We start from the raw sequence: 24,051 nt of genomic DNA on the forward strand, positions 1-24,051 counted from the left end.
TGCGGCAATCGCGTAGCGATGGTCCCGCAATCGCGCATGGACTTAACAGGGGGCCGGTTTCTAGACTGGCTCGCATGCAGCAGTGCCAACTTGAGCAACTCGATTTCGCTGACCTGGTCCGCCCCGGCGAGGTCATCGCCTGGCCGCAAGGTCCGGGCGAACCGCTGGCGCTGACCGAGAGGCTCGTAGCGCAGGGACCGACGCTACAGCGTCCCACTTTGCTGTTCGGCCTGACGCAGTCCGACACGCTGCAGCCCGCTCTGGCGCGTGACTTTGGTCTGCGTGCGCTGAACGGTGCCGGCAACAGCCGCCGTGTGACCGCGCTGGCCGAGATTTTTCCGGCGCACCTCAGCGCAATGCCGGGACTCTTTCGCTGCGGTGGGCTGCGCGTGGATGTGTGCCTGGTGCAGGTTCGGCCGTTGGCGGACGGGCACTTCACGCTGGGTGTCATCTGTGACTTCACGCACGCCATGTTGCAGAAGGCGCGGCTGGTCGTCGCGCTGTTGAACCCCGGCCTGCCCGCCATGAGAGGTGACGCCATCGTCTCGGCGCTGGACATCGATCTGCTGGTCGACGGCGACGAGCGCATCCTTGACCTGCCGGACCCGGAGCCATCGGCGGTGGAGCACGCCGTCGCGCAGCGTGTGGCCGAACTGATCCCCGACCAGGCCACGGTGCAACTGGGTGTGGGCACGCTGCCGACCGCCGTGGCGCTGGCCTTGCGTGGCCATCGTGCCCTGGGGCTGCACAGCGGCGTGCTGTCCGATGCGGTGATCGACCTGATCCAGCGCGGCGTGGTCACGAACGCGCACAAGGGGCTTGACGCTGGCCGCACCGTCACAGGCGGATTGTTCGGCACGCAGCGCTTGCGCAACTTCGCCGAGCAGTCAGGCCTGTTCGACATGCGCAGCGCCGACTACACACACCAACTTTCCATGATGGCCGGCCTCTCGAAGTTCCACACCATCAACTCGGGCATCGAGATCGACCTGAGCGGGCAGGTGAATGCCGAGGTGGCCGGCGGCCGCTACCTGGGCGCTGTCGGCGGCTACGTGGACTTCGTCCGCGGCGGTCAGGCCTCGCCCAATGGCCGCTCCATCATCGCGTTCCCATCGACCACGACCGACGGTCGGCATTCACGCATCGTCGCGAGCTTGGGCGAACGGCCGGTGACGGCGGCGCGGAGCGACGTGGACGCCGTTGTCACGGAGCATGCCGTTGCTCACCTGCGCGGCTGCTCGCTGGCCGAGCGCGAACGCCGGTTGATCGCCGTCGCGCACCCCGAGCACCGTGACGCACTGCGGCGCATCACCCAACGGAACAAGGACTCACATTCATGAGCGAACAACGGGACGTGACCCTGGAGGACATGGGCAACGGCATCTACCGCATCCGGCTGAACAGGCCGGAGCGGCTGAACGCGCTGGGCATGGACAGCGTCGTGGCATTGAAAGCATGCGTGGCAGAGGCGGCGGCCCGGCACGCACGCGTGCTTCTTGTGCGAGGCACAGGACGCGCATTCAGTGCCGGTGCCGATCTCAAGGAGCGCAAGGGCATGGACCTGGCAGGCAAGCTGGAGCACAACACGCTGATTCGCGCTGCCATCGATGCGCTGGGTGCTGCGCGCTGCGTGACGGTGGCCGTGCTCAACGGACTGGCGCTGGGTGGCGGCACCGAGCTTGCGCTGGCCTGCGACCTGCGCATTGCCGCCGCCGGCATCAGCCTCGGGTTGACTGAAAGCCGCATCGGTGCGTTCCCGGGCGCTGGCGGCACGCAGCGATTGCCGCGCGTCGTCGGAGTCAGCCGCGCCCTGCAGCTGATGCTGACCGGAGAGCCCGTCAGCAGCGAACACGCCCTATCGATCGGCCTCGTCAACGAGGTGGTTGCGGCAGAGGAACTGGACGCACGTGCTGACGCGTTGGCTCGTCTGCTCGCGAGCCGCTCCGCGATTGCGCTGGCAATGATCAAGCGGCTAGCGCACCAGGGCATCGAGCTGCCTTTGCAGGCCGCATTGCAGCTGGAGCGCGCCGCGCTCCCCGAGATCCTGGGGTCGGTCGACTATGCAGAAGGGCTCGCCGCGTTCGCGGAGAAACGTGCACCTGTGTTCACGAGCGTGCTGCTGTAGCCGTTGCGTTCGTTCGCAAATCGAGGTCGCCGCGTCCCGAAAACAGCGATGGACTCCTGGCGCGCGCCGTTCCTAGACTGGATTCTCAACAAGCAAAGCGAAGGAGACATTGATGACGCAATCAACGAAGACCGCACTTTGGCGGCGCACGATCCGGCTCTGCACCGTGACCGCCGTCGTCACGACCCTGACGGCATGCGCCGGGCCGCAAGGAACCGTGGGCAATGCCCTCGTCTACCGTCCAGGCCTGCAAGGTCTGGCCGCGATTCCACTGCCCGAAAGAGATTTGCCGACCGCCGTGGCCGAGCCGTACTTCAAAGTTGGCGAGGGCGGCAACATGGCGCTGGAAGGGCCGGCCTTCGATCGGCAAGGAAACCTGTACTTCCTCGACATCTACGCGGGCAGAGTGCTGCGGCTGACGCCGGACCGTCAGCTGACGACGGTGTACTCCGAGAAGGACCTGCATCCCGCCGGCCTCGCCATCCACAAGGACGGACGCATCTTTGTCGCGGGGCTGGGGCCGATCGGAGTGAACGGCACATTCGAAGCCGGCACCGTCATCGCGCTGGACTCAAATGGCGGCAATCGCCAGGTCATCGTGCCGCCTGCGAGCAAGTACCTGGCCGACGATCTGACCTTCGACAGCGCGGGGGGCATCTACTTCACGGACTTCCGCGGCACCTCCACCCAGCCGGATGGCGGCGTGTACTACGTGCCTCCGAGCACTCAGTCTGTCAGCGTTGTCATTCCCAAGCTTGGCGCCGCAAACGGTGTCGCAGTCAGTCCCGATGGCAAGGTGCTGTGGGCTTCCGAGTTCGCAACCGGACGCATCCACCGCGCCGACATGGCATCACCCGGCGTGGTCGGAAGATGGGGGACGTCTATCCCGTACCAATTCATCGGCCGCGCGCCGGACTCCATGCGGACGGACGCAGACGGCAACCTCTATGTGGCTGCCTACCACCAAGGAAGACTGCTGGTGCTCAGCCCCGGCGGTGTCCCGATCGGTCAGATCCTCGTACCCGGACGCGAGGACGACAAGTTCCTGAAAGTGACCAGCATGGCCTTTATTCCAGGGACCAACGAGATGGTCATCCTGGCGCGAGATGAACTGAAGAAGACGGGCGCGATGATCTTCAAGGCCAGGGGGTTCGCGAAGGGACCGACGCTTTACTCCCACCAATGAGATAGCGCATTGGCGATGAAGAAAGACGGCGCTCTTCGATCGTCCACGAAATCAGCAACTCGTGTCCAAGAAATGTCCATGGACTGTGTGATGACTCATTTCTAGACTGCATCTCGTGTACGAAGAGATCGGCTTCGTACCACTGCACTGGGTCAATGGGTTCGACCAGAACGTAAGCCACTCAGAGCAAAGTCGGCCAACGAAAGCCGGAAGCTGAAGAAGACGCGGAGGTCGCCACACCAGCGATCTCGAACGCACCCTCACGAGTGCTGCCACTCTCCATCTGGACAATCGGAGACATAGACCCATGAAGAAATCGCTGCTGTTGCTTCCCCTGCTCGGAGCAGTCACCGCCACACATGCCCAGTCGTCCGTGACGCTGCAAGGAACCGTCGACATTGGACTGGCCTACACCAAAGGCTCGCAAACAAGTCGCAAAGGATTGCTCAGCGGCGGCAACGCGACCAGCAAGCTGATTTTTCGGGGCGTCGAAGACCTGGGTGGAGGGCTGTATGCCATGTTCTGGCTCGAATCGGGGCTCAACGCCGACGACGGTACCGGCCAGCCAACCAACATCAACAATCAACCGACGGGTGCGACCGCCCCTGGCTTGATGACCTTCAACCGTCGGTCGATCGTCGGGCTCGGTGGATCCTGGGGCGAAATTCATCTTGGACGCGATTGGTCGCCCAGCTACGAGACATTCGTCAGCAAGTTCGACCCGTTCGCATTGGCAGTGGGACTCGGCATCAATTACTCGGGCAGCATCAATCCGAACCAGATTCGGGCCTCGAACAGCATGACCTACCTCACACCCAAGGTCTTCGGGGGGTTCGGCCTCAACGTCCAACACTGGTTCGGCGAGAACACCAGCGGAACACCTACCGAGCGCGATGGCACGGGCAGCGGGATGCGATTGACCTACGACAGCGGACCGGTCAATGCAGCCGCGACTTTCATGCAGACCTCATTCGCCACCGGGGATGCCATCTATCGCAACATCGCTGGTGCATATGACTTCGAGGTCGCCAGGCTTTCCTTCAATGTGAACCACGACCAGCAAGGCCGGCTTAGGCAGTCCGGCTGGCTGGTGGGGCTGACAGTGCCGGTTGGCGTGACGCTGCTCAAGGCGTCCTATTCGACGATCCGGACAAGGCAAGCGGGTCAGGACCCAGAAGGCAGAAAGTTGGCAATCGGCGCGGTCTACAACCTCTCGAAGCGAACTGCCATCTATTCGACCATTGCGACGATCCGCAACAGCGGCGGGGCGAGGTATGCCACCGCTAACGCCACCACAGCACCCAACCGATCCTCCACCGGCATCGACTTGGGAATTCGTCACAACTTCTGAGGCTCCACGGGCCGTACACACCACCTTGAAGGACCTTTGCACATGCATCGCAGCAGCAAGGAAATCGGCCGACAGATCATGAACGAGCTCATGGGAGAGGGCTATGTGGAAGGCAAGGACAAGAAGGCCAATGCCTTCACGGCCGTGCTCAACGAGTATTCGGAGGAGGTGTGCTTCGGGAGGATATGGGCACGCGAAGGCATCGACCGGAAGCTGCGCAGCATTCTCAACATCGCCATGCTGACGGCGCTGAATCGACCCGTGCAGCTGCGCCACCACCTGGAAGGCGCCCTCAACAACGGTGTCACCGTGAACGAGTTGCGAGAAATTCTCTTGCACACGGCCGTGTACTGCGGGCTACCGGCAGCAGGCGAGGCGTTCAAAGTGGCTGAAGAGGTCTTGAAGAGCCGCCAACTCATCGACTGAGTTGCATGCACCGATTGGATTGGCGATGAGCAACGGGGCGCACGGGGCGGCCGCGGTCATTGGCCGTACTGTTCCTTGCTTACCTTTTCCATCCATTCCACCGATTTGCCGTCCAGGGCCTCGGAGATCGCCACATGGCTCATGCCCACGGTAGGACTCGCTCCATGCCAGTGCTTGGCCCCCGGCGGAATCCAGACGACGTCGCCTGGACGGATCTCCTGGACGACGGCATCGCCCCATTTCTGCACGCGGCCGACGCCGGCAGTGACGATGAGTGTCTGCCCCAGCGGATGCGTGTGCCAGGCGGTGCGCGCGCCGGGCTCGAAGGTCACGATGCCACCGCCCACCCGAGCCGGTGCGGCGGCCTGGAAGCGCGAGTCCACGCGCACCGCGCCAGTGAAGTTCTGCTCGGCGCCGGCACTGGATGGCTGGGTGCCGATCCGGGTGACCTGGATGGGCGCAGGCTCCATCGCGGAGGCGGTGGACAGCCCCATGGACAGGGCGATGGCGGCGGCTGCGGGAAGTTTCATGTTCAGTCTTTCTGCAGCCTCTCGGGCTGCGGGTTGTGTTTCATGACTTGAGTCCTTGGTGCCGGACGCCCGGACGCGGACACGCGCTTGCGGTGCTGCAGCCATTGCATCGAGTAGTAGGTGAGGAACATGCACAGACCGGCCACCGCCATGCAGTGCCCGAAGAAGCCCACGACGGATTCCTCGAAGTTCCACCAGTCCAGCGAAATCCGGAACAAGAGCCGGGAGCGCAGGTTCAATGCGAACACGCTGCTCACACCCTGCACCGCGATGCCGATGGCCATCAGGCGCAGCACAGCCGTGCGCGCCGCGTTTGCATGCGCGATGCCGAGCAGCTTTCGGGCGGCGGCCATGAGCAGTGGCCAGCGCAAGCCGAGGTGGATTGCGACGATGAGCAGCAGCCAGTAGGCGATGCCGGCATGTATCAGCCGCGCCGTGGAATCGTCATCCAGGCGAAGGCCCGCAAACAGCGTCTCGGAGATCGTCAGGCTGGTGGCCAGCAGCGCCACCATCCCGGCCAGGAGCATCATGGTCATGGCGGTGTTGAACTTCGCTCGTCGCTCGCGCGGCACCTTCGGGAGCGCGGCGAACCAGCGGCGATGGAATGCGTTGTGGATAATGAGCAGCACGAACATGCCGATGCCGGCCAGTTCATGCGCAGCGTTGCCCTGCCAGAAATAGGCGAAGGCAAACAACAGCAGCCCAGCGGCGGTGCAGTCGAGCACCAGTCTCAGCAGAAAAACGGGGGTCAAGGCACGGCTCCTGTGTCGCGGTAGCGGCTATTCGACGGGCTTGCCGCGAAATTCCGACAGGCGCCCGCCGGTAAAGAGGTAGCCCCGCTCCTTCTGCGATGAATGGCAGGACATGCAGCGCGACGTGTTCTCCTTCAGATTGATCTGCCGGTCCGGCCAGTACCACTGGAACTGCCAATCGCCGGTACGGCGACGCTCATCGAAGTCCGCGCCCCAACCGGCGCCTTTCTCCATGACGAAGTACCGGTAGATCTTCTCGTCCCGATAATCCGCCAGCACGAAATGCGTGCCGTTCGGAACCGTCAGACCCTTCTGGATCGCCTCGATGGCGGCCCGCGTAGTAGAGATGTGCTCGGTCACGTTCCCGCGCCGAACCGTGGTGTAGTGCACCAGTTCGTCGAGCTTGGGAAATGTGACGCGGTTGGCCTCCGCATGCGCCTGCAAGGAGCCCCCGAAAGCCGCGCATGCGCCCAACATTGCAAGTGCACCGAGACGCACGATTGTTTTGACTCGAGTCGTGTGTTCTCTTGCTCGGGGCGACGCAAGGAATGATGGCAGCACCCCGCCAGCCAACTTCCAGCTCATTGCCCGGTCATCTTCAGCGCGGCCTCGGGCAGTCGCTCGCCCTGGACCTGGACCTTCGACACTTCCTCGTCGATTCGAAGGAGCTCTTCCGCGCTCAGGTCGAGCTCCACTGCGTCCAGGTTCTCCTCCAGGCGATGGAGCTTCGTCGTGCCGGGAATGGGCACGATCCACGGCCTTTGCGCAAGCAGCCAGGCCAGTGCCACTTGTGCTGGCGTGGCGTTCTTGCGGACCGCAACGGCCTTGACGACGTCGACCAGCGCCAGGTTGGCCTTGCGCGCTTCAGGGGAGAAGCGCGGCACCGTGTTGCGAAAGTCCGTTGGATCGAACTGGGTCTTTTCGTCGATCTTGCCGGTCAGGAATCCCGCACCCAGGGGGCTGAAGGGTACGAAGCCGATGCCCAGTTCCTCCAGCACCGGCAGCAACTCCAGTTCCGGCGTGCGCCAGAACAAGGAGTACTCGCTTTGCACGGCCGTCACCGGCTGCACCGCATGGGCGCGGCGGATGGTCTGCACGCCCGCCTCCGACAAGCCGAAGTGCTTGACCTTGCCCTGCGCAATCAAGTCCTTGACAGCGCCGGCCACGTCCTCGATCGGCACGCTCGGGTCGACGCGGTGCTGATACAGCAGGTCGATACGATCGGTGCGCAGACGCCTGAGGCAGCCTTCCACCGCAGCCTTGATGTGCTCAGGCCGGCTGTTGGTGCCACCGCTCCGGTCACCAGTCAAAAGATCGATGTCGAATCCAAACTTGGTGGCAATCACCACCTTGTCACGGATCGGCGCAAACGCCTCGCCCAGCAGTTTCTCGTTGGTGAAGGGGCCATAGGATTCGGCCGTATCGAACAAGGTGACGCCGCGGTCGTGTGCGTCGCGGATGAGCTTGATCATCTCCTGCGTGTCCGCTGGCGGGCCGTACAGGGAGCTCATGCTCATGCAGCCCAGGCCCAGGGCGGAGACTTCCAGTTGGCTTCCAAGCATTCGGTTCTTCATCGGGTCATTCCATTCTTTGAGCAGAGGCTTCAACTTTTTGCAGCACTCGCCTTCAGCCATTCGCTTACGCGGTCCATGGTGCGTCTTTCCTGATCCGCTTCCATTGCGAAGCCCTCGTGCAGCCGCGCCTTCGGTGCGACGCTGGCCAGGACGGCGCGGCTGTTGCCGAGCCCGTAGCCACCGTGGGTCACGAAGGGGACCAGGGTCTTTCCGGACAGATCGTGCGCGGACAGGAAGGAGCGGATGAGCGGCGGTGCGGTCTCTCCCCAGATGGGAAAGCCGAGGAAGATCGTGTCGTAGTCCGCCATGTTGGGCACCTTCGCCTCCAGGGCGGGCTCATGGCCACTGTCGCGCTCCTTGCGCGCCAACTCCACCGTCTCCAGATAGTCTTCCGGATAAGGCGTCGCGGGCCGAATCTCGAACACCTCGGCGCCCCGCGCGCGCCCGATCAGGCCGGCGACGACACGGGTGTTCCCCGATCGGGAAAAGTAGGCGACGAGCATGCGTGACCTGACGCGCCACACTGCATCGGTGCCTTGACCCGACGCCGCCGAGGCGCTGCCAAAGGACAAGGTCGCAAGCGCCGCCATCATTGACCGGCGGCCCGGATCGTGAAACGTCGTGACCATGCTTGCCCCCGGGTCAGCGCCCTACGCGCGCCTGCAACGCCGCCGGATAGCGATCCCCCTGGATCTTTACTTCGTGCAGTGCGCCCGCAATCCTGTTCAGGTCAGCCTCGAATAGCTCCACCGAAGCGGCGCCCACGTTCTCTTCCAGCCGGTGCAGCTTGGTGGTTCCCGGGATAGGCACGATCCACGGCTTGCGAGCCAGCAGCCAGGCGAGTGCGATCTGGGCTGCCGTCACGCCCTTGTCTTTGGCAATCTGGCCGAGCAGGTCCACCAGGGTCTGGTTCGCCTTGATCGCCTCCGGCGCGAAGCGCGGCACCTTGCTGCGGAAGTCGTCACTGCCGAAGGTTGCTCCCTCTTTGATGGCGCCCGTCAGGAAGCCCTTGCCCAAGGGACTGAAGGGCACGAAGCCGATGCCGAGTTCCTCCAGCGTCGGCAGGATCTCGCCTTCGGGCTCGCGCCACCACAACGAGTATTCGCTTTGCAGGGCGGTGACGGGCTGCACCGCATGCGCGCGGCGGATGGTCTGTGCTCCCGCTTCGGACAATCCGAAATGCTTGACCTTGCCCTCGGCAATCAGGTCCTTGACGGTGCCCGCCACATCCTCGATCGGCACATCGGGATCGACGCGATGCTGGTAGAGCAAGTCGATCACGTCGGTTCTCAGGCGCACGAGCGAGCCTTCCACCGCCCGCCTGATGTGTTCCGGCCGGCTGTTGAGGATCTGCTGCCGGTTGTCGTCACCGAAAGTGAAGCCGAACTTGGTGGCGATCACCACCTGGTCGCGCACCGGGGCAAGCGCCTCGCCGACGACTTCCTCGTTCAGGTAGGGACCGTACACCTCGGCCGTATCGAAGAACGTGACGCCTCGATCGACTGCAGTGCGAATCAAGGCGATCGCCTGCCGGCTGTCCGTGGCCGGGCCGTAGCCATGGCTCAGGCCCATGCAGCCCAGGCCAAGGGCCGACACTTCGAGGTTGCTTTTTCCGAGTTTGCGTTTTTGCATGGCTCAATTCTGGTGATCGCACCGCCCTGCGACTAGATGGCAGAATTGGCAAAGACTTGTGAGGAGCCCTCATCAATGAGCATGGAGAGCTACAACGATCTGCTGGCCTTCATTGCCGTCGCGCGCGAGCGCAGCTTCACGCGCGCGGCGGCCCGGCTCGGTGTCTCGCAATCCGCGCTGAGCCACACGATTCGCGCTCTCGAGGCCAGAATGGGGGTGCGCTTGCTGACCCGCACCACGCGCAGCGTGTCGCCTACCGAGGCGGGAGAGCGCTTGATGCACAACGTCGCTCCTCGCTTCGAAGAGATCGAGGCGGAGCTGACGGCGGTGGCAGAACTGCGCGACGAAGCCGCGGGCACCATTCGCATCACGGCGTCTGAATATGCTGCCGAGACAGTCCTCTGGCCAACGTTTGCGAAGCTGCTCCCCAGGTATCCCCAGATCAAGGTCGAGATCACCGCAGAGCACCGCTATACCGACATCGTGGCCCAGCGTTACGACATGGGCGTTCGCCTGGGCGATGAAGTGGCGCGGGACATGACCGCGGTGCGTATCAGCCCGGACGTTCGCTTTGCGATCGTAGGATCATCGGTGTACTTGGCGAAGCGCCCTGCCCCCACGAAGCCGCAGGACCTGGCCGATCATGAGTGCATCAATCTGCGCTTGATGAGCAACGGGGACCTGTACGCCTGGGAACTGAAGAAGGGCAAGCAGAAAATCAATGTGCGGGTCGACGGCCAACTCGTCTTCAACCGACCCCGACAGATCCTCCAGGCGGCACTTGAGGGTTTTGGCCTCGCGTACCTGCCGCAGGAGATGGCGCAAGCCCATATCGCCAGGGGCCAGCTCGTGCCGGTCCTCCAGGAGTGGTGTCCGGCATTCCCCGGATACCACCTCTACTACGCGAAGCGCCTGCACGTGTCACGCGCCATGTCGGTGGTCATCGACGCGCTGCGCCATCCGGCCACAACTCCATGAACCAATCCACGCATGGCCATCCAAACCTTCAACGACGTCCTCGCCTTTGTTCATGTCGTGCGTGAGGGCAGCTTCACGCGGGCAGCGGCCGCAGTCGGCGTGACGCCCTCCGCGCTGAGTCATTCCATCCGCGGACTCGAAGCCCGGTTGGGCGTGCGGCTGCTCACGCGTACCACGCGAAGCATTGCGCCGACCGAGGCAGGCGAACGCCTGTTCAGCAGCGTTGCCCCACGATTCGAAGACATCAATGCCGAGTTGGCCGCGGTGAAGGAGCTGCACGACAAGCCTGTGGGGACAATCCGCATCACGTCGGCCGAGCATGCCGCGAACAGCATCCTGTGGCCCAAGCTGTCCAAGGTCCTGCACCAGTATCCAGACATTAGCGTCGAGATCACTGTCGATTACACGCTGTCGGACATAACCTCCCAGCGCTACGACGCGGGCGTGCGCATTGGCGATCAGGTGGCCAAGGACATGATTGCGGTGCGCATTGGTCCGGACTTGCGCATAGCCGTCGTTGGCTCGCCTGCGTATTTCGCCAGGCGCGCAAAGCCCAGGACGCCCCATGATCTGGTGCATCACGACTGCATCAATCTTCGCCTGCCAACGCAGGGCGGGCTCCTGCCGTGGGACTTCAACAAGGACGGGCAGGAAATCAAGTTCCGCGTCAGTGGTCGATGGGTGTTCAGCAGCAGTTCGCCCATCGTGCGGGCGGCCCTGGCCGACTATGGCTTGGCCTTTGTGCCGGAGGACATGGTGTTGGAGCACATCGCCGCCGGACGGTTGGTTCGGGTGCTCGACAAATGGTGTGCTCCCTATCCGGGCTACCACCTCTACTATCCGAGCCGTCGGCAATCCTCGCGCGCGCTGGTGGTGATCGTCGAGGCCCTGCGTCATCGCGCGTAGTGCCGTACCGGCGCGATCGCGCTCGGACTATTCATGAGTTCAGCTCAGTAGTGAATGCGCAATCATGGGCTTTATCTAGGCGATCAGGCTCCGTAGCATCACGGTTTTCAGGAGCACGTTACCGATGACCCATGAAGCGCCCACCACATGTCGCGCGACCGCAGCGCTGGCCGTCGCTGTAGCCTTGAGTCTTGGGCAGTGGCCCGGCCTCGCGGCGGCCCAGGGTGCCTCGGTGCCGCAGACCATGACCAGCACAACCGCCTCCTCCGACACCCTGTCCGCCAAGCAGCAGGCCATCCCGCTGATCGCCGCCTTCATGGCGACGAGCGACTTGCCAAGACTCAACGCCTCCTTGAACCAGGGACTGGACGCGGGCCTGTCGATCAGCGAGGCCAAGGAAATCCTTGTGCAGCTCTACGCTTACGTGGGCTTTCCGCGCAGCCTCAATGCCCTGGCCGAGTTGATGAAGGTGGTGGAAGCGCGCAAGCAGCGCGGCGTCCAAGACGCGCCGGGGCGTGAACCCGGCCGCGCCATTCCTACGGCTGACGCTTTGCGCGCTGCCGGCACCGCCAATCAGACCCGTATTTCGGGCGCGCCCGTCACTGGCCCGGTGTTCGACTTTGCGCCCGTCATCAACCAGTTCCTGCAGGCCCATTTGTTCGGCGACATCTTCGAGCGCGACAACCTCGACTGGCAAAGCCGCGAATTGGCAACGGTCGGCGCGCTGGCAGCAACGCCCGGCGTGGAGGCGCAGTTGCTGTCGCACATGCGTGCCAGCATGCGGGTGGGCCTGAGCGCTGCGCAGTTGCGGCAACTAACGCAGGTCCTTGCCGAGCGCGGGGATGAGCAGGCCGCCAAGCGTGCCAACGCTGCACTGATGCAGGCGCTTGCCGCTGCTACGGGACGCTGATCATGAGAGCCATCTCTCCTATCCTCACCATCGTCATGGCTGCTTTGCTCACCGCCTGTGCAGCCGGCGGACCCGGCAGCGCCACTGGCGCTCTGCAGATTCGGGACCAAGGCAGCTTCGCGGCCGGCGGAACGATGACCACTGCGCCGGGCACCTTCGACCCGCGCAAGCCCATGGCGCCGGATGGGCAAACCTACCGGGGCGATCACGCATACGCCTTCTACCAACTCCCTGTCGACGCCCGCAAGTACCCGATCGTCATGTGGCATGGCGCGGGGCAGTTCTCCAAGACCTGGGAAACCACGGCCGACGGCCGCGAAGGCTTCCAGACCATCTTCCTGCGTCGCCGGTTCGGCGTGTACCTGATCGACCAGCCGCGGCGCGGCAATGCTGGCCGAAGCATGGCCGAGGCGACGCTCAAGCCGACCCCGGATGAACAGCTATGGTTCAACCAGTTCCGTGTCGGACTCTGGCCGAACTACTTCCAGGGCGTGCAGGTCGACCAAAAGCCGGAGACGCTCAACCAGTTCTTCCGCGCCATGACACCGAACACCGGGCCGTTCGACATGAAAGTCGTCTCCGACGGGGTGTCGGCGGTATTCGACAGGATCGGCCCGGCCATTTTGTTTACCCATTCGCAAGGCGGCGGTCCGGGCTGGCTGACCGCAGTCAAGAACGACAAGGTCAAGGCCATCGTCTCTTTCGAGCCGGGCAGCAGCTTCATCTTTCCGGAGGGTGAAGTGCCGGCGCCCATCCCGAGCGCGTTCGACACGGTGAAAGGCGAAGCCGTACCACAGAAGCAATTCATGGCGCTGACGCGGATTCCAATCCTGATCGTCTACGGCGACAACATCCCCGAGCAACGGATGGACCTGCCGGCCCAGGACAGCTGGCGTGCGCGACTGCAGATGGCCCGCCAGTGGCGCGATACGGTCAACCGGCACGGCGGCGATGTGACGGTGCTGCACCTGCCGGAAGCAGGGATCAAGGGCAACACGCACTTTCCCATGTCTGACTTGAACAACTTCCAGATCGCGGACCTGGTTTCAAAATTTCTCGCACAGAAGGATGTGGACTGACGAGTGAGCGCCCAACGCGCAACAGAAGCAAGGGTGCGCGAGGGCACAGGCAAGGGTCGTAGCGCGCCCTCGACATCCTTCCAAGCCTTGAACCTTTTTGAGACGTATTTATATGAAACACACAGCTTTAAAGAACACCCTCATGGCCGCAATGATCGGCATCTCGGCGAGCGGGGTCGACGCAGCGGACTACAAGAAAAATCCCTTTACCCTGGCCTACGAAGGCGCGATCGCAAAGAATGAACCGGGCAAGGTCAACATTCATCCAGTCAAGTACAAGCTCAATGGCTTGGACATCGCTGCCAACGTCTATACCCCTGCCAACTACGATCCCAAGAAGAGCTATCCAACGGTGGTGGTCGCGCATCCGAATGGCGGGGTGAAGGAGCAGGTGGCTGGCCTCTATGCGCAACGACTGGCCGAAAAAGGCTACATCACGATTGCCGCGGATGCGGCGTATCAGGGGGCAAGCGGCGGGATGCCGCGCAGCGTGGACAAGCCTGCGAACCGCATCGAGGACATACACGGCATGGCGGACTTCATCACCCGGTATGCCGGCGTCGATGTGAAGCGACTGGGCCTGCTCGGCATCTGCGGCGGAGGCGGGTACTCGCTGGCCGCGGCGCAGACCGACAAGCGGTTCAAGTCGATTGCGACAGTGAGCATGTTCAATTCCGGGCGAGTTCGCCGCAACGGCTACGTGGATTCTCAACTCGACACCGTCCAGCAACGCCTGCAGCAGGCATCAGCCGCCCGCGCCCAGGAAATGTCCGGCGGGCAAGTTCTCTATGCGGGAGATGCCGACATGACAGATGAGCAGATCGCCAAGTTGCCATTCGATCTGTATAGGCAAGGCTATGAGTACTACTGGAAGACACACGCGCACCCCAACTCGACCTTCAAGTACACCATGAGCAGCTTGCTGGATCTGATGCGCTTCGATGCCACCAATCAGATTGAACTGATCCAGCAGCCCTTGCTGATGATCGCGGGCAGCAGGGCAGACAGCCTGTACATGAGCGAAGATGCTTTTGCCAAGGCCACCGGCACGAGGGAGAAGGAGTTATTCAGGATCGAGGGCGCCACGCATATAGAAACCTATTGGGTTCCGAAGTATGTGGATGCCGCCATTGCCAAGCTGACAGTGTTCTATGCGAAAACCTTGTGATTCGAATTGGTTGCTTCGGCCGCTTTGCGTTAGTCCCAAGTGGCTGGCTGTCGGTATCGGGCAAGACCAAACGCCTTGCCCTCTTGAGAGCGCCGTCAGGTTCCTTGGCATTGAAGTGGAAGACGCTTTAGATATCGCCGAACAGTTGGACGTGTAAGTTTTACTGGCGGCGCGCGCCGCCCTCCAACAGGGTCTGCCGTCCGGAACGGACGGTATATGGCGCTTGGAAGACGCCGGTGCTAAAAGGATTGAGGTGCCATCCGAGCCTGCTTCGGGGCTTCGAGGTCAATCTCTGCTGAATGTCTGCACCCGCATTCCTGATCGTGGGCGCCGAGACCGTGGTTGCGATCGGTCACCACAACAGGACGAGTGCGGCCAGAAGCCCAAGCTCAAGGCGATGCGTGGCCCCCAGCACAGACCACGAGGCGCTCTGAGGGAAAGCAGGCATTCGCATGCCGCCCGCACGCGGGACAATCGCACGCATCCCGCGCTGCGAACAACGTCCCATGCAATCTGGCAAAGCCACTCAAATCCAGCTCGACATCACGTCGGATCTGCAAAAGTGGCGCGCTTTCCTGGCCATTGCCGAACTCGGGAGCCTGACGCGCGCGGCCCTGTTCCTCGACAGCAACCAGTCGCTGTTGAGCCGCCACCTGAATGCGCTCGAGCGGGAATGCAAGGCGCGGCTCTTCAACCGCACCGGACGCGGCGTGGCGCTGTCGGATGTGGGCCAGCGCATCTTTCCGCTGGTGAAGGCCCTGCTGTCGGACGCGGAGCAACTGGAACTGGAGATTCACGGCGAGGCGCGCGAGCCTTCCGGCCGGGTCACCATCGGATCGCTGCCCTCCATCACGAATCCAATCGTCGGCCGCCTGTTCAAGCAGTTGCGCGAGCGACACCCCGGCATCCAACTGAAGATCCTCGAAGGGTCCAGCGGGCAGGTGGAGGAATGGCTTTCGGACGCGCGCGTCGACATCGCCATCCTGTATCGATACGGCAGCGCGCTGAACGAGCAGGAGCAGGCGCTGGCGACCGTCGACAGCTATCTCATCGGGCCGGCGGGCGACCGGCTGACGGCGAAGCCGGAGATCCCCTTCGCCTCGCTGCACGAATTGCCCTTCATCCTGCCGAGCGCACCGAACGGGCTGCGCACGGCGCTCGACGCGATGGCACGGCAGGAGCACATCACGCTGGCGCCGGTCCTTGAGGCCGATTCGCTTCCGCTCATGCGATTGACGGTCGCCGAGGCCAGGCTCTACACCGTGCTGCCCATTCATGCAGTGTGGACGGAAGTGCAGGAAGGCCAACTGCAAGCCGCCAGGATCGTCTCGCCGGCGCTTCAGCGGATCGTCTCCATGGCGTTGGCGCGCTCCAAGGGACCGGGCCGGGCGGTGTCGGCCGTCGCGTCGGAGATCGTCAGCATCGTGGAGGACAGCGCACGCAGCGGCATGTGGCATTCCGGCGATCCCGCATGACCCCCGCGTTGCACGCCCGCGCATAGCAGCGTTGCGCCGCGCACGGATGCGCGTGACACCTCCGTCACCTAAGCTCTTTGGCAACGAACGACCACAGGAGACACGTGCATGCCCAGAATTTCCCTGCCCGCGCCGGAGACCATGAGCTCCGAGCAGCGCGCCGTCTACGACAAGATCATCTCCGGGCCGCGCGGGCGCATCCAGGGCCCGCTTCGGGCCGCACTCCACAACCCTGAGCTCGCGGACAAGTGGCAGGCAATTGGGGCCCTGCTGCGTTACGGCACGACCCTGCCGCCGCGGCTGTCGGAGATCGCCATCCTCGTCACCGGTCGCGCCTGCGATTCGCCGTTCGAGTGGTACGCGCACCGCGTCGAAGCCGAGAAGGCCGGCATCGAGCAGCCGATCATCGAAGCGCTGCTCGCGCAGACCGAACCGCCCGGCATGTCGGCAGATGACGCAGCCGTCTACCACTACGCCGTCGAGCTCAATCGCCACAACTCGGTATCCGACGCGACCTACGCCGTCGCCCTCGCACGCTTGGGAGAGCGCACCGTGGTTGAGCTGACGGCGCTGGTCGGCTACTACACGATGGTGGCGATGACTCTCAATTGCCACGAAATTCCTCTGCCGGAAGGAGTGGCGCCGGCGTTCCCGCTGCCTCAGAAAGCTGCCCTGAAATGAGCGAAACGAACAACGCAGGCATGGCTGCCGCGGGCTGGGACTGCCATGCCCACTTGTTCGGCCCCTACGCCCGCTTTCCCCTGGCCCCCGAGCGCAGCTATACGCCGCCTGAAGCGATCGAGTCGGCGTATCTGGCGTTGCTCTCTCGACTTGGCCTCGGCCACGGCGTGCTGGTGCATCCAAGTGCGTATGGCAAGGACCACGCCCTGCTGCTGCATGCGCTGGCCGTGCAGCCCGCCCTGCGCGGCGTCGTCGTCGTGCAACCGGGTGATTCACTGGCACTCGCCGGCTTGCGTGAACGAGGCGTGCGTGGCGCACGCTTCAGCCATCGCAGCGGCCCGGGCACCAACTTTGCCGGTAGTACGTCATTCGACGACCTGTGCGAGCTGGCCCCTGCATTGGCCGATGCCGGCCTGCATGCGGAACTCTGGACAGATTGCAAGGCATTGCCGGCCATCGCGCCGCAGTTGCTGAAACTGCCCATTCCCATCGTGATCGACCATATGGGCGGCTTCGACGTCAACGCCGGCGTCGACGATGCAGGGTTCCACACGCTGCTCGACTTGCTTGCAACCGGCAAGGTCTGGGTCAAGCTCTGCGCCTACCGCAACCTACTGGGTTCACCGGACTGGGACGCGGGGCGGCCGTTCCAACAGAAGATGATCGAAGCCAACCTCGAGCGTTTGGTATGGGGCAGCGACTGGCCGCACCTGCGCGTGACGCCCGCGCCCGACGCCTCTCAATTGCTCGCCATGTTGAAGGACTGGGCGGGGAGCGAAGCCGTTGCGGCCAGGGTGCTGCGCATCAATCCGGAAAGCCTCTACCGATGACCACCGTGTGGCCGGTTGATCAGCCATCGACGGGCTCCGTGGACTGGAAGGAAGGGCGGGCCTGCAAGGTTGAAAACCAGTCGGCAAGACGGGGGGCCAGCGCGCGCCAGCCCAGCGATTCGAAGCGGTAGTCGAGATACCCAAGGGCGCAACCAAGCGTCACGTGGCCGATGGAGAAAGGCGCGCTGCCGATCAGGTCAGCCTCTGCGTCGAGCAGTTTCAGCGAGGCCCGGGTCTTGAGCTCGAAGGCATCCACCAACGCCTGCAACGGATGCTCGCGTTCGCGCTCGTTGCGCCACAGGATCAGAACATCGAGCAGGCCGTCGCCCAGCGCATGCCAGCGCAAGGCTTGCCAGCGTTCCTCGCCCTGTGCCGGAAACAGCGCTCCCCCGGCGTGGTCGTTAAGGTACTCGCAGATCAAGATCGAATCGAAGAGCGTCGAGCCGTCTTCGCGCACCAGCGTCGGGATCTTCGACAAGGGGTTGTCCACCATGATGGCCGGGTTGGGCTTGAGCATGGCCGCAACCGAGCGCACGAGTTCGAGCCTCGGCAGCAGGCCGAGCTCGTGCGCACAGATCATCACCTTTCGCACATAGGGCGACTTGGGCGACCAGTGCAGTTTCATCTTTGCCGTCATCAGATCACTCCCGCAGTGCGCAATGATTCGATACAGGCCGGGCTGTAGCCCTGTTCGGCCAGGATGTCGTCGCTGTGCTGGCCGAGCAGCGGCGGCGCGGATTGCGTCTGCAGCGGCGACTCGGCAAAGCGCATCGGACTGGCCACCTGCGGCACGTCGACCCCGCTCGGATGCGGCACGTAGCGCAGCATCTCACGGGCCTTGACCTGCGGCTCCTTGAACACGTCCGCCACGGTGTTGATGGGGCCGCAAGGCACGCCCGCCTCGTCGAGCGCTGCAATCAACCGGTCGCGTTCCCACTCGGCAAAAACGTCGCATAGCATGCCCGACAGTTCGCCGATGTTGCGCACCCGCTGTGCGTTGGTGGCAAAGCGTTCGTCGGCGATCCAGTCCGGCCGCCCGAACACCTCGCACAGCTTCGCAAACTGGCCGTCGTTGCCGACTACCAGGATCACATCGCCGTCCGCACAGGCGTACACGTCCTGCGGCTGGATGTTGGGGTGCGCGTTGCCGTTGCGGCGCGGCACCTTGCCCGAGACCAGGTAGTTCATCGCCTGATTGGACAGGGTGGCGACCTGCACGTCGAGCATCGCGATGTCGATGTTGTCGCCCACGCCCGTCTCGTTGCGCCGCGCCAGTGCAGCAAGGACAGAAACCGCGGTGTACATGCCGGTCATCAGGTCGACGATCGGGATACCGACCTTCTGCGGGCCGCCACCGGGGCGACCGTCTTGTTCGCCGGTAACGCTCATCAGGCCGCCCATGGCCTGGATCAGGAAGTCATACGCCGGCTGGTCGCGTCGCGGTCCGGTCTGGCCGAAACCGGTGACCGAGCAGTAGATCAGGCGCGGATTGATCTTGCGCAGCGACGCCTCGTCGAGGCCGTAGCGCTTCAGGGTGCCGGCTTTGTAGTTCTCCAGCACGATGTCGGCGTTGGCAACCAGTTCCTTGACGATCCGCTGGCCTTCGGGCTTCTCGAGGCTCACCGTGATCGAGCGCTTGCCGCGATTGACGGCGAGGTAGTAGCCGGCTTCCTTCGTGTCTTTGCCTTCGGCATCCTTCAGGAATGGAGGGCCCCAGGTGCGGGTGTCGTCGCCGGCGCCGGGTCGTTCGACCTTGATGACGTCGGCGCCGAGGTCGGCGAGGATCTGGCTGGCCCAGGGGGCGGCGAGGATGCGGCTCAGGTCGAGCACCTTGACGTGCGAGAGGGGGCCTTTGGCGGTGGTCATGCGAAGTCTCCTTTGGATGGAGACGATTCTGGAATTGCGAAGCGCTCCGGACTACGCCCTGGGCGGCAACGCTGTGATGCGCCGCGACGCATACCGGCGACCTGCATGGCGCCAGGTGCAAAGCAGGTATGCGCCAGAGACTGGTGCGACGCGACGGCCATGTTCCTAAAGTTCAATCACTACGAACCGGAGACACATTGACCATGAATCGACTCATCAAATCCGCCGCAGCGCTGGCCCTTGCGTTGGCCGCCGCCACTTCAGGATGGGCACAGGCCTACCCGACCAAGTCGATCCGCGTGATCGTGCCCTTCCCTGCGGGCGGCCCTGTCGACCAGACGGCACGGGCATTGGGCTCCAGGCTGAGCACGTCGCTTGGCCAATCCATCATCATCGACAACAAGGGTGGTGCGGGCGGCCTGCTCGGCGCCGACGGGGTGGCCAAATCGCCGGCGGATGGCTACACGCTGCTGTTCTCCTCGGCCGGCGCGCTGGCCATCGTGCCGCATATCGTGCCGACGATGCCCTACAACCCGCAGAAGGATCTGGTGGCCGTGACCCAGGCGCTCAAGGTTCCTGCAGTGTTGGTCGTGGCTGCCAACTCGAAGTACAAGACATTTGCAGACCTGAAGAGCGCTGCCACGGGCGATGCCAGCAAGATCAACTACGCGTCGGCCGGCAGCGGCACCACGCCGCATCTGCAAGCCGAGTTGCTCAAGCGCGAAGCGAAGCTCAACATCAACCACATCCCCTATCGGGGTGCGGCCCCTGCGCTGACGGACCTCATGGGCGGGCAGGTCGACATGATGATGGTGGACATCCCGGTGGTGCTTCCGTTCATCCAGTCGGGCAAGCTGCGCGCGCTGGCGGTGACCAACGCCAGGCGAATTCCCGTGCTCAAGGATGTGCCCACCGTCGGCGAGCTGGGCTTGCCCAAGGCCGAGGCCTACAACTGGTACGGCATGCTTGCCCCGGCGCGCACGCCGCCCGAGATCGTCAACAAGCTGTACACGTCCGTCGGGGCGGCGTTGCGCTCGCCGGAGCTGAAGCTGCAGTTCGACCAGCAAGGCGTGGAAGTCGTGGGCAGCAAGCCCGAGGAGTTCGGTGCCTTCATCTCAGCGGAATCGGAACGCTGGGGCAGCCTGGCAAAAGCCGTGGGCGCCAAGATGGAATGAGTGCGGCGGCCCCGTTGGCCGCCTTTGATTCTTCGGCTTCAGCGACTCTTCATGAGCGCTGAAGCCTTTTCATTTACGCGGCCACAGGCCGCTTGGCTAGTTCCAGCTTGGCGATGGCGTTGCGGTGCACTTCGTCCGGCCCGTCGACGATGCGTACGGTGCGCTGGTGCGCATAGGCCTCGGCCAGCCAGAAGTCCTGGCTGACGCCGGCCGCGCCGTGCGCCTGGATAGCCCAGTCGACCACCTTGCACGACATGTTGGGCGCCACGACCTTGATCATGGCGATCTCGGCACGTGCATGCTTGTTGCCCACCGTGTCCATCTTGTACGCCGCGTTGAGCGTCAGCAGGCGCGCCTGGTCGATCAGGCAGCGCGACTCGGCAATGCGTTCGTGCCAGACCGACTGCTCGGCCAGCGGTCTACCGAAAGCGATGCGCGAACGCAGCCGTTCGCACATCAACTCGAGCGCACGTTCCGCGGCACCAATGGAGCGCATGCAGTGGTGGATGCGCCCCGGGCCAAGCCGGCCCTGGGCGATCTCGAAGCCCCGCCCTTCGCCGAGCAGGATGTTGCTCACCGGCACGCGCGCATTCTCGAGCAGGACTTCCATGTGACCGTGCGGTGCATCGTCGTAGCCGAACACCGAGAGGTGGCGCAGCACGCTCACGCCGGGCGTATCGCGCGGCACCAGCACCATCGACTGCTGCGCATGGCGCGGCGCTTCAGGGTCGGTCTTGCCCATGACGATGAAGATCTTGCACCGGGGGCTGCCGGCACCCGAGGAGAACCACTTGCGGCCGTTGATGACGTATTCGTCGCCGTCGCGTGTGATGGTGCACTGGATGTTGGTGGCGTCCGAGGACGCCACCGCCGGCTCGGTCATGAGAAAGCCCGAGCGAATCTCGCCGGCGAGCAACGGCTCGAGCCATTCGTCCTTCTGCGACTCGGTGCCGTAACGCTCGATGGTCTCCATGTTGCCGGTGTCAGGCGCAGAGCAGTTGAAGACTTCGCCGGACCATGAGACGCGGCCCATGATTTCGCACAGCGGCGCGTAGTCGAGATTGGAAATGGCGGGCACGCCGCGGTGCGCATGCGGCAGGAACATGTTCCACAGGCCGGCAGCGCGGGCCAGCGGCTTGAGCTCCTCGATCAATGGCGACACCTGCCAGGCATTGCCGGCGCGGCGGAATGCGTCCATTTCCTCGTGGTAGCGCGCCTCGTTGGGATAGATGTGCTGGTCGAAGAACTGCCGCAGGCGTTGCAGCAGGTCCTGTGTCTTGGGGGAGGGATCGGCAAACATGATGTGTCCTTGAGTCTTGGGTGCCGCGTCAGGTCCTGACGCTTGCTGTTCAAGATTAGAACGCTGCCGTTGGGAAGAAGCCGTCTCGCGTGTGACGAGACGACCGGGGAATCGGGGAATCAGTCGAGGCGCACGCCAGAGCGCTTCACCACTTCCGACCACTTCCCCGCATCTGTGCGAATCAGCGCGGCGAATTCCTTGGGTGTGCTGAGCCGAACTTCGATGCCGGCATCTGCCATCTGTCGAACGATGTCAGGCGACGCCATGGCTGCGCCGATCTCGTCATGCAACTTAGCGACGATGGTGTCGGGCGTGCCGGCCGGCGCGAGCACGCCGAGCCAGAGCGACATTTCGAAGTCGCCCATGCCGGGGACCTCGGAGATGGTGGGCACGAGCGGCATCGACGGCAGCCGCTTGCGGCCGGTGACGCCGAGCGGGCGCACCTTGCCGCTCTTGACGTACTCGACGAAGTTCGATGCCGTGTCGAACATCATCGAGGTGCGGCCACCGAGGAAGTCGGTCATCGCGGGCGCGCTCCCCTTGTAGGGAACGTGCGTCAGGTCGACCTTGGCCAAGCTCTTGAAGAGCTCGCCGGACAGGTGGCTGGTGGTGCCGTTGCCCGCCGATGCAAAGGTCAGCTCACCGGGCTTCTTGCGCGCAAGCTCGATGAGTTCGGCCACCGACTTGGCGGGCACGCTCGGATTGACCACGAGCAGGTTTGACGTGTTGTGCGTGAGTGTGATCGGGTCGAAGCTCTTGACCGGGTCATAGCGCAGGTTCTTGTACAAGCTCGGGTTGATGGTGAGCGAACCCATGGTGGCGAAGAGCAGTGTGTAGCCGTCGGGCGCCGCTGTTGCCACGGCTTCGGCGCCGATGCCGCCGCCAGCACCGGCGCGGTTGTCGATGATCACGCCCTGGCCGAGTCGTTCTGCCAGCTTCTGGCCCATGGTGCGTGCCATCAAGTCGGTCGCGCCACCTGCGGGGAATGGCACGACGAGGCGGATCGGCTTGTCCGGATACCCTGCCGCATGGGCGTTCAGGCCCAGCGCCGACAGCCCGAACGATGCGCCGGCCAGCATCATTTTGCGCCGGATCGGCTGCAGGTTGCCAAGATCCATGTGCGAATCAGCAGCCGCCATGGCTCAGCGTCCCGTGAAGACCGGGGCGCGCTTTTCCGCAAACGCGCGCTGCGCTTCCTTGGCGTCGTCGGTCTTGCCGATCAGCGCCGTCATGTCCTGTTCGTAGCGATAGCCGTCGCGCAGGCTCATGTCCTCGATCACATTCAGTGTGTGCTTGCCCATGCGGGTCGACACCGGGCTCTTGGACGCGATGGTGACCGCGATCTCCAGCGCCTTGGGCATCAGGTCCTCCGGCGTCGTGCACTCTTCGATGATGCCAAGGCGATAGAGTTCGGCGCCTGGCACGCGCATGCCTGTCAACATCATTCGACGCAGGCGGGAATGGCTGAATAGCCGCATCGCGTGGCGGCAGCCGCCGAGCAATCCCACGTCGACTTCGGGCAGGCCGAGCGATGCTTTCTCGGATCCGATCAGGATGTCGCTGGAGGCGGCCATCGCCACGCCGGAGCCGAGTGCGGCGCCGTTGATCGCACAGATCACCGGCTTGGCGCACTCCCGGATCGCATGGAAGCACTCACGGGTACGGCGCGAATGCGCGGGCAGGTCGCCGGGGCCCTTGATGACCGAGGCGCGGCCCTTGAGGTCAGCGCCCGCACAGAACACCTTGCCCGCGCCGGTCAGTACGACCACGCGCACCTCGTCCATCTCGGAGATACGGTCCAGGGCCAGCGTCAGTTCGTCGTTGAGCGTGCGCGTGAGCGCATTCACAGGCGGGCTGTTGAGCGTGAGGGTGGCTACGAAGTTGTTCAACTCGTAGTTGAGTTGGGTCAGGTCGTTCATGGTCTCCGTTTCCGCGCGTAGCGCGCTCGTCTTGTTCGGTGTTGCCAGTCTAGTGACGTGCCCGGCACGACGAAGCCATCACATGCACAGAGCTGCTATGCGGTTTCCGCAAGTCTCACCGGGCCCGGTACGCTGCTCTTTGGTCGGTGTGCGGCCGCTTGAGCCGCCTTGCGGCGTCGATCTCGTCG

The 24,051-nt window shown here is 63.8% G+C and carries 25 protein-coding genes; 14 read left to right on the forward strand and 11 right to left on the reverse strand.

Annotation, left to right across the window (positions count from 1 at the left end):
- The first annotated feature begins 74 nt into the window (after window positions 1–74).
- The 5 genes from BLS74_RS31100 to BLS74_RS31120 all read left to right on the forward strand — a co-directional run bounded on the left by BLS74_RS31100 (window position 75) and on the right by BLS74_RS31120 (window position 5,088).
- Window positions 75–1,340, forward strand: a complete 1,266-nt coding sequence (locus tag BLS74_RS31100; RefSeq protein WP_093111459.1) for an acetyl-CoA hydrolase/transferase family protein — start codon at window positions 75–77, stop codon at window positions 1,338–1,340.
- Window positions 1,341–1,369: 29 nt separating this feature from the next.
- Window positions 1,370–2,125 (forward strand): enoyl-CoA hydratase/isomerase family protein, encoded by a 756-nt coding sequence (locus BLS74_RS31105; RefSeq protein ID WP_170855782.1) that lies wholly within the window; start codon window positions 1,370–1,372, stop codon window positions 2,123–2,125.
- A gap of 112 nt (window positions 2,126–2,237) precedes the next feature.
- Entirely contained in the window at window positions 2,238–3,311 is a 1,074-nt protein-coding gene (locus tag BLS74_RS31110; protein ID WP_093111463.1) for an SMP-30/gluconolactonase/LRE family protein, read from the forward strand.
- A 307-nt stretch (window positions 3,312–3,618) separates the two neighbouring features.
- Complete coding sequence (locus BLS74_RS31115) at window positions 3,619–4,662, forward strand: porin (RefSeq protein WP_093111465.1); 1,044 nt, start codon at window positions 3,619–3,621, stop codon at window positions 4,660–4,662.
- 42 nt (window positions 4,663–4,704) lie between these two features.
- A complete protein-coding gene (locus BLS74_RS31120) occupies window positions 4,705–5,088 on the forward strand; it encodes a carboxymuconolactone decarboxylase family protein (protein ID WP_093111467.1) in 384 nt (127 codons plus the stop codon).
- A gap of 56 nt (window positions 5,089–5,144) precedes the next feature.
- Here the strand turns inward: BLS74_RS31120 and BLS74_RS31125 are convergent, their stop codons facing one another.
- The 6 genes from BLS74_RS31125 to BLS74_RS31150 are packed head-to-tail and all read right to left on the reverse strand — an operon-like array spanning window position 5,145 to window position 9,576.
- Complete coding sequence (locus tag BLS74_RS31125) at window positions 5,145–5,618, reverse strand: (R)-mandelonitrile lyase (RefSeq protein WP_093111470.1); 474 nt, start codon at window positions 5,616–5,618, stop codon at window positions 5,145–5,147.
- A gap of 2 nt (window positions 5,619–5,620) precedes the next feature.
- A complete protein-coding gene (locus BLS74_RS31130; protein WP_244504102.1) occupies window positions 5,621–6,343 on the reverse strand; it encodes a DUF4405 domain-containing protein in 723 nt (240 codons plus the stop codon).
- A 54-nt stretch (window positions 6,344–6,397) separates the two neighbouring features.
- On the reverse strand, window positions 6,398–6,955 hold the full coding sequence (locus BLS74_RS31135; RefSeq protein WP_244504103.1) for a cytochrome P460 family protein: 558 nt from the start codon (window positions 6,953–6,955) through the stop codon (window positions 6,398–6,400).
- The gene (locus tag BLS74_RS31140) at window positions 6,952–7,944 is read right to left on the reverse strand and encodes an aldo/keto reductase (RefSeq protein ID WP_093111476.1); all 993 of its coding nucleotides are present in this window, start codon (window positions 7,942–7,944) and stop codon (window positions 6,952–6,954) included. The genes BLS74_RS31135 and BLS74_RS31140 overlap by 4 nt, the downstream gene beginning before the upstream one ends.
- A gap of 29 nt (window positions 7,945–7,973) precedes the next feature.
- A complete protein-coding gene (locus BLS74_RS31145) occupies window positions 7,974–8,573 on the reverse strand; it encodes a flavodoxin (protein WP_244504104.1) in 600 nt (199 codons plus the stop codon).
- Window positions 8,574–8,586: 13 nt separating this feature from the next.
- Window positions 8,587–9,576: an aldo/keto reductase gene (locus BLS74_RS31150; RefSeq protein WP_093111478.1), complete on the reverse strand. Its 990-nt coding sequence runs from the start codon at window positions 9,574–9,576 to the stop codon at window positions 8,587–8,589.
- A 75-nt stretch (window positions 9,577–9,651) separates the two neighbouring features.
- Here BLS74_RS31150 and BLS74_RS31155 point away from each other — a divergent pair, with 75 nt between their 5' ends.
- The 8 genes from BLS74_RS31155 (at window position 9,652) to BLS74_RS31190 (ending at window position 17,603) form a co-directional block, all read left to right on the forward strand.
- Window positions 9,652–10,554 (forward strand): LysR family transcriptional regulator, encoded by a 903-nt coding sequence (locus BLS74_RS31155; RefSeq protein WP_093111480.1) that lies wholly within the window; start codon window positions 9,652–9,654, stop codon window positions 10,552–10,554.
- Between the two features lie 12 nt (window positions 10,555–10,566).
- Window positions 10,567–11,460, forward strand: coding sequence for a LysR family transcriptional regulator (locus tag BLS74_RS31160; protein ID WP_093111482.1), 894 nt, complete (start codon window positions 10,567–10,569; stop codon window positions 11,458–11,460).
- 124 nt (window positions 11,461–11,584) lie between these two features.
- The gene (locus BLS74_RS31165; protein ID WP_093111484.1) at window positions 11,585–12,370 is read left to right on the forward strand and encodes a carboxymuconolactone decarboxylase family protein; all 786 of its coding nucleotides are present in this window, start codon (window positions 11,585–11,587) and stop codon (window positions 12,368–12,370) included.
- 2 nt (window positions 12,371–12,372) lie between these two features.
- Complete coding sequence (locus BLS74_RS31170) at window positions 12,373–13,449, forward strand: alpha/beta hydrolase (RefSeq protein ID WP_093111486.1); 1,077 nt, start codon at window positions 12,373–12,375, stop codon at window positions 13,447–13,449.
- A gap of 142 nt (window positions 13,450–13,591) precedes the next feature.
- Window positions 13,592–14,617 carry an alpha/beta hydrolase gene (locus tag BLS74_RS31175; protein ID WP_212733729.1) on the forward strand — a complete coding sequence of 342 codons (1,026 nt, stop codon included), beginning with the start codon at window positions 13,592–13,594 and terminating at the stop codon, window positions 14,615–14,617.
- Between the two features lie 452 nt (window positions 14,618–15,069).
- On the forward strand, window positions 15,070–16,092 hold the full coding sequence (locus BLS74_RS31180; protein ID WP_244504105.1) for a LysR substrate-binding domain-containing protein: 1,023 nt from the start codon (window positions 15,070–15,072) through the stop codon (window positions 16,090–16,092).
- Window positions 16,093–16,200: 108 nt separating this feature from the next.
- Window positions 16,201–16,773, forward strand: coding sequence for a carboxymuconolactone decarboxylase family protein (locus tag BLS74_RS31185; RefSeq protein ID WP_093111492.1), 573 nt, complete (start codon window positions 16,201–16,203; stop codon window positions 16,771–16,773).
- Between the two features lie 20 nt (window positions 16,774–16,793).
- A complete protein-coding gene (locus tag BLS74_RS31190) occupies window positions 16,794–17,603 on the forward strand; it encodes an amidohydrolase family protein (RefSeq protein ID WP_093111518.1) in 810 nt (269 codons plus the stop codon).
- Window positions 17,604–17,622: 19 nt separating this feature from the next.
- Here the strand turns inward: BLS74_RS31190 and BLS74_RS31195 are convergent, their stop codons facing one another.
- Entirely contained in the window at window positions 17,623–18,240 is a 618-nt protein-coding gene (locus tag BLS74_RS31195) for a glutathione S-transferase family protein (protein WP_093111494.1), read from the reverse strand.
- Window positions 18,240–19,469, reverse strand: coding sequence for a CaiB/BaiF CoA transferase family protein (locus BLS74_RS31200; protein ID WP_093111496.1), 1,230 nt, complete (start codon window positions 19,467–19,469; stop codon window positions 18,240–18,242). Before BLS74_RS31200 ends, BLS74_RS31195 begins: the two co-directional genes overlap by 1 nt.
- 203 nt (window positions 19,470–19,672) lie before the next feature.
- Between BLS74_RS31200 and BLS74_RS31205 the strand changes: the two genes are divergently transcribed.
- The gene (locus BLS74_RS31205) at window positions 19,673–20,644 is read left to right on the forward strand and encodes a Bug family tripartite tricarboxylate transporter substrate binding protein (RefSeq protein ID WP_170855783.1); all 972 of its coding nucleotides are present in this window, start codon (window positions 19,673–19,675) and stop codon (window positions 20,642–20,644) included.
- 73 nt (window positions 20,645–20,717) lie between these two features.
- Here the strand turns inward: BLS74_RS31205 and BLS74_RS31210 are convergent, their stop codons facing one another.
- The 3 genes from BLS74_RS31210 to BLS74_RS31220 form a co-directional block, all read right to left on the reverse strand.
- On the reverse strand, window positions 20,718–21,944 hold the full coding sequence (locus BLS74_RS31210; protein ID WP_093111500.1) for an acyl-CoA dehydrogenase family protein: 1,227 nt from the start codon (window positions 21,942–21,944) through the stop codon (window positions 20,718–20,720).
- Between the two features lie 119 nt (window positions 21,945–22,063).
- Entirely contained in the window at window positions 22,064–23,062 is a 999-nt protein-coding gene (locus BLS74_RS31215; protein WP_093111502.1) for a Bug family tripartite tricarboxylate transporter substrate binding protein, read from the reverse strand.
- 24 nt (window positions 23,063–23,086) lie between these two features.
- Window positions 23,087–23,863, reverse strand: a complete 777-nt coding sequence (locus BLS74_RS31220) for an enoyl-CoA hydratase/isomerase family protein (RefSeq protein ID WP_093111504.1) — start codon at window positions 23,861–23,863, stop codon at window positions 23,087–23,089.
- Window positions 23,864–24,051: the final 188 nt, after the last annotated feature.

Origin of the sequence: Variovorax sp. CF079, from assembly GCF_900101545.1 — a bacterium.
Classification (GTDB): Bacteria; Pseudomonadota; Gammaproteobacteria; order Burkholderiales; family Burkholderiaceae_C; genus Variovorax.

Excerpts from the sequence above, each read along its gene's own strand:
- BLS74_RS31110 (WP_093111463.1), top strand. The coding sequence starts at position 2,238 with ATGACGCAATCAACGAAGACCGCACTTTGGCGGCGCACGATCCGGCTC.
- BLS74_RS31205 (WP_170855783.1), top strand. The coding sequence starts at position 19,673 with ATGAATCGACTCATCAAATCCGCCGCAGCGCTGGCCCTTGCGTTGGCC.
- BLS74_RS31125 (WP_093111470.1), bottom strand. The coding sequence starts at position 5,618 with ATGAAACTTCCCGCAGCCGCCGCCATCGCCCTGTCCATGGGGCTGTCC.
- BLS74_RS31215 (WP_093111502.1), bottom strand. The coding sequence starts at position 23,062 with ATGGATCTTGGCAACCTGCAGCCGATCCGGCGCAAAATGATGCTGGCC.
- BLS74_RS31120 (WP_093111467.1), top strand. The coding sequence starts at position 4,705 with ATGCATCGCAGCAGCAAGGAAATCGGCCGACAGATCATGAACGAGCTC.
- BLS74_RS31145 (WP_244504104.1), bottom strand. The coding sequence starts at position 8,573 with ATGGTCACGACGTTTCACGATCCGGGCCGCCGGTCAATGATGGCGGCG.
- BLS74_RS31220 (WP_093111504.1), bottom strand. The coding sequence starts at position 23,863 with ATGAACGACCTGACCCAACTCAACTACGAGTTGAACAACTTCGTAGCC.
- BLS74_RS31115 (WP_093111465.1), top strand. The coding sequence starts at position 3,619 with ATGAAGAAATCGCTGCTGTTGCTTCCCCTGCTCGGAGCAGTCACCGCC.
- BLS74_RS31140 (WP_093111476.1), bottom strand. The coding sequence starts at position 7,944 with ATGAAGAACCGAATGCTTGGAAGCCAACTGGAAGTCTCCGCCCTGGGC.
- BLS74_RS31150 (WP_093111478.1), bottom strand. The coding sequence starts at position 9,576 with ATGCAAAAACGCAAACTCGGAAAAAGCAACCTCGAAGTGTCGGCCCTT.
- BLS74_RS31135 (WP_244504103.1), bottom strand. The coding sequence starts at position 6,955 with ATGAGCTGGAAGTTGGCTGGCGGGGTGCTGCCATCATTCCTTGCGTCG.
- BLS74_RS31200 (WP_093111496.1), bottom strand. The coding sequence starts at position 19,469 with ATGACCACCGCCAAAGGCCCCCTCTCGCACGTCAAGGTGCTCGACCTG.
- BLS74_RS31175 (WP_212733729.1), top strand. The coding sequence starts at position 13,592 with ATGGCCGCAATGATCGGCATCTCGGCGAGCGGGGTCGACGCAGCGGAC.
- BLS74_RS31155 (WP_093111480.1), top strand. The coding sequence starts at position 9,652 with ATGAGCATGGAGAGCTACAACGATCTGCTGGCCTTCATTGCCGTCGCG.
- BLS74_RS31195 (WP_093111494.1), bottom strand. The coding sequence starts at position 18,240 with ATGACGGCAAAGATGAAACTGCACTGGTCGCCCAAGTCGCCCTATGTG.
- BLS74_RS31165 (WP_093111484.1), top strand. The coding sequence starts at position 11,585 with ATGACCCATGAAGCGCCCACCACATGTCGCGCGACCGCAGCGCTGGCC.
- BLS74_RS31210 (WP_093111500.1), bottom strand. The coding sequence starts at position 21,944 with ATGTTTGCCGATCCCTCCCCCAAGACACAGGACCTGCTGCAACGCCTG.
- BLS74_RS31180 (WP_244504105.1), top strand. The coding sequence starts at position 15,070 with ATGCCGCCCGCACGCGGGACAATCGCACGCATCCCGCGCTGCGAACAA.
- BLS74_RS31160 (WP_093111482.1), top strand. The coding sequence starts at position 10,567 with ATGGCCATCCAAACCTTCAACGACGTCCTCGCCTTTGTTCATGTCGTG.
- BLS74_RS31185 (WP_093111492.1), top strand. The coding sequence starts at position 16,201 with ATGCCCAGAATTTCCCTGCCCGCGCCGGAGACCATGAGCTCCGAGCAG.
- BLS74_RS31190 (WP_093111518.1), top strand. The coding sequence starts at position 16,794 with ATGGCTGCCGCGGGCTGGGACTGCCATGCCCACTTGTTCGGCCCCTAC.
- BLS74_RS31170 (WP_093111486.1), top strand. The coding sequence starts at position 12,373 with ATGAGAGCCATCTCTCCTATCCTCACCATCGTCATGGCTGCTTTGCTC.
- BLS74_RS31100 (WP_093111459.1), top strand. The coding sequence starts at position 75 with ATGCAGCAGTGCCAACTTGAGCAACTCGATTTCGCTGACCTGGTCCGC.
- BLS74_RS31105 (WP_170855782.1), top strand. The coding sequence starts at position 1,370 with ATGGGCAACGGCATCTACCGCATCCGGCTGAACAGGCCGGAGCGGCTG.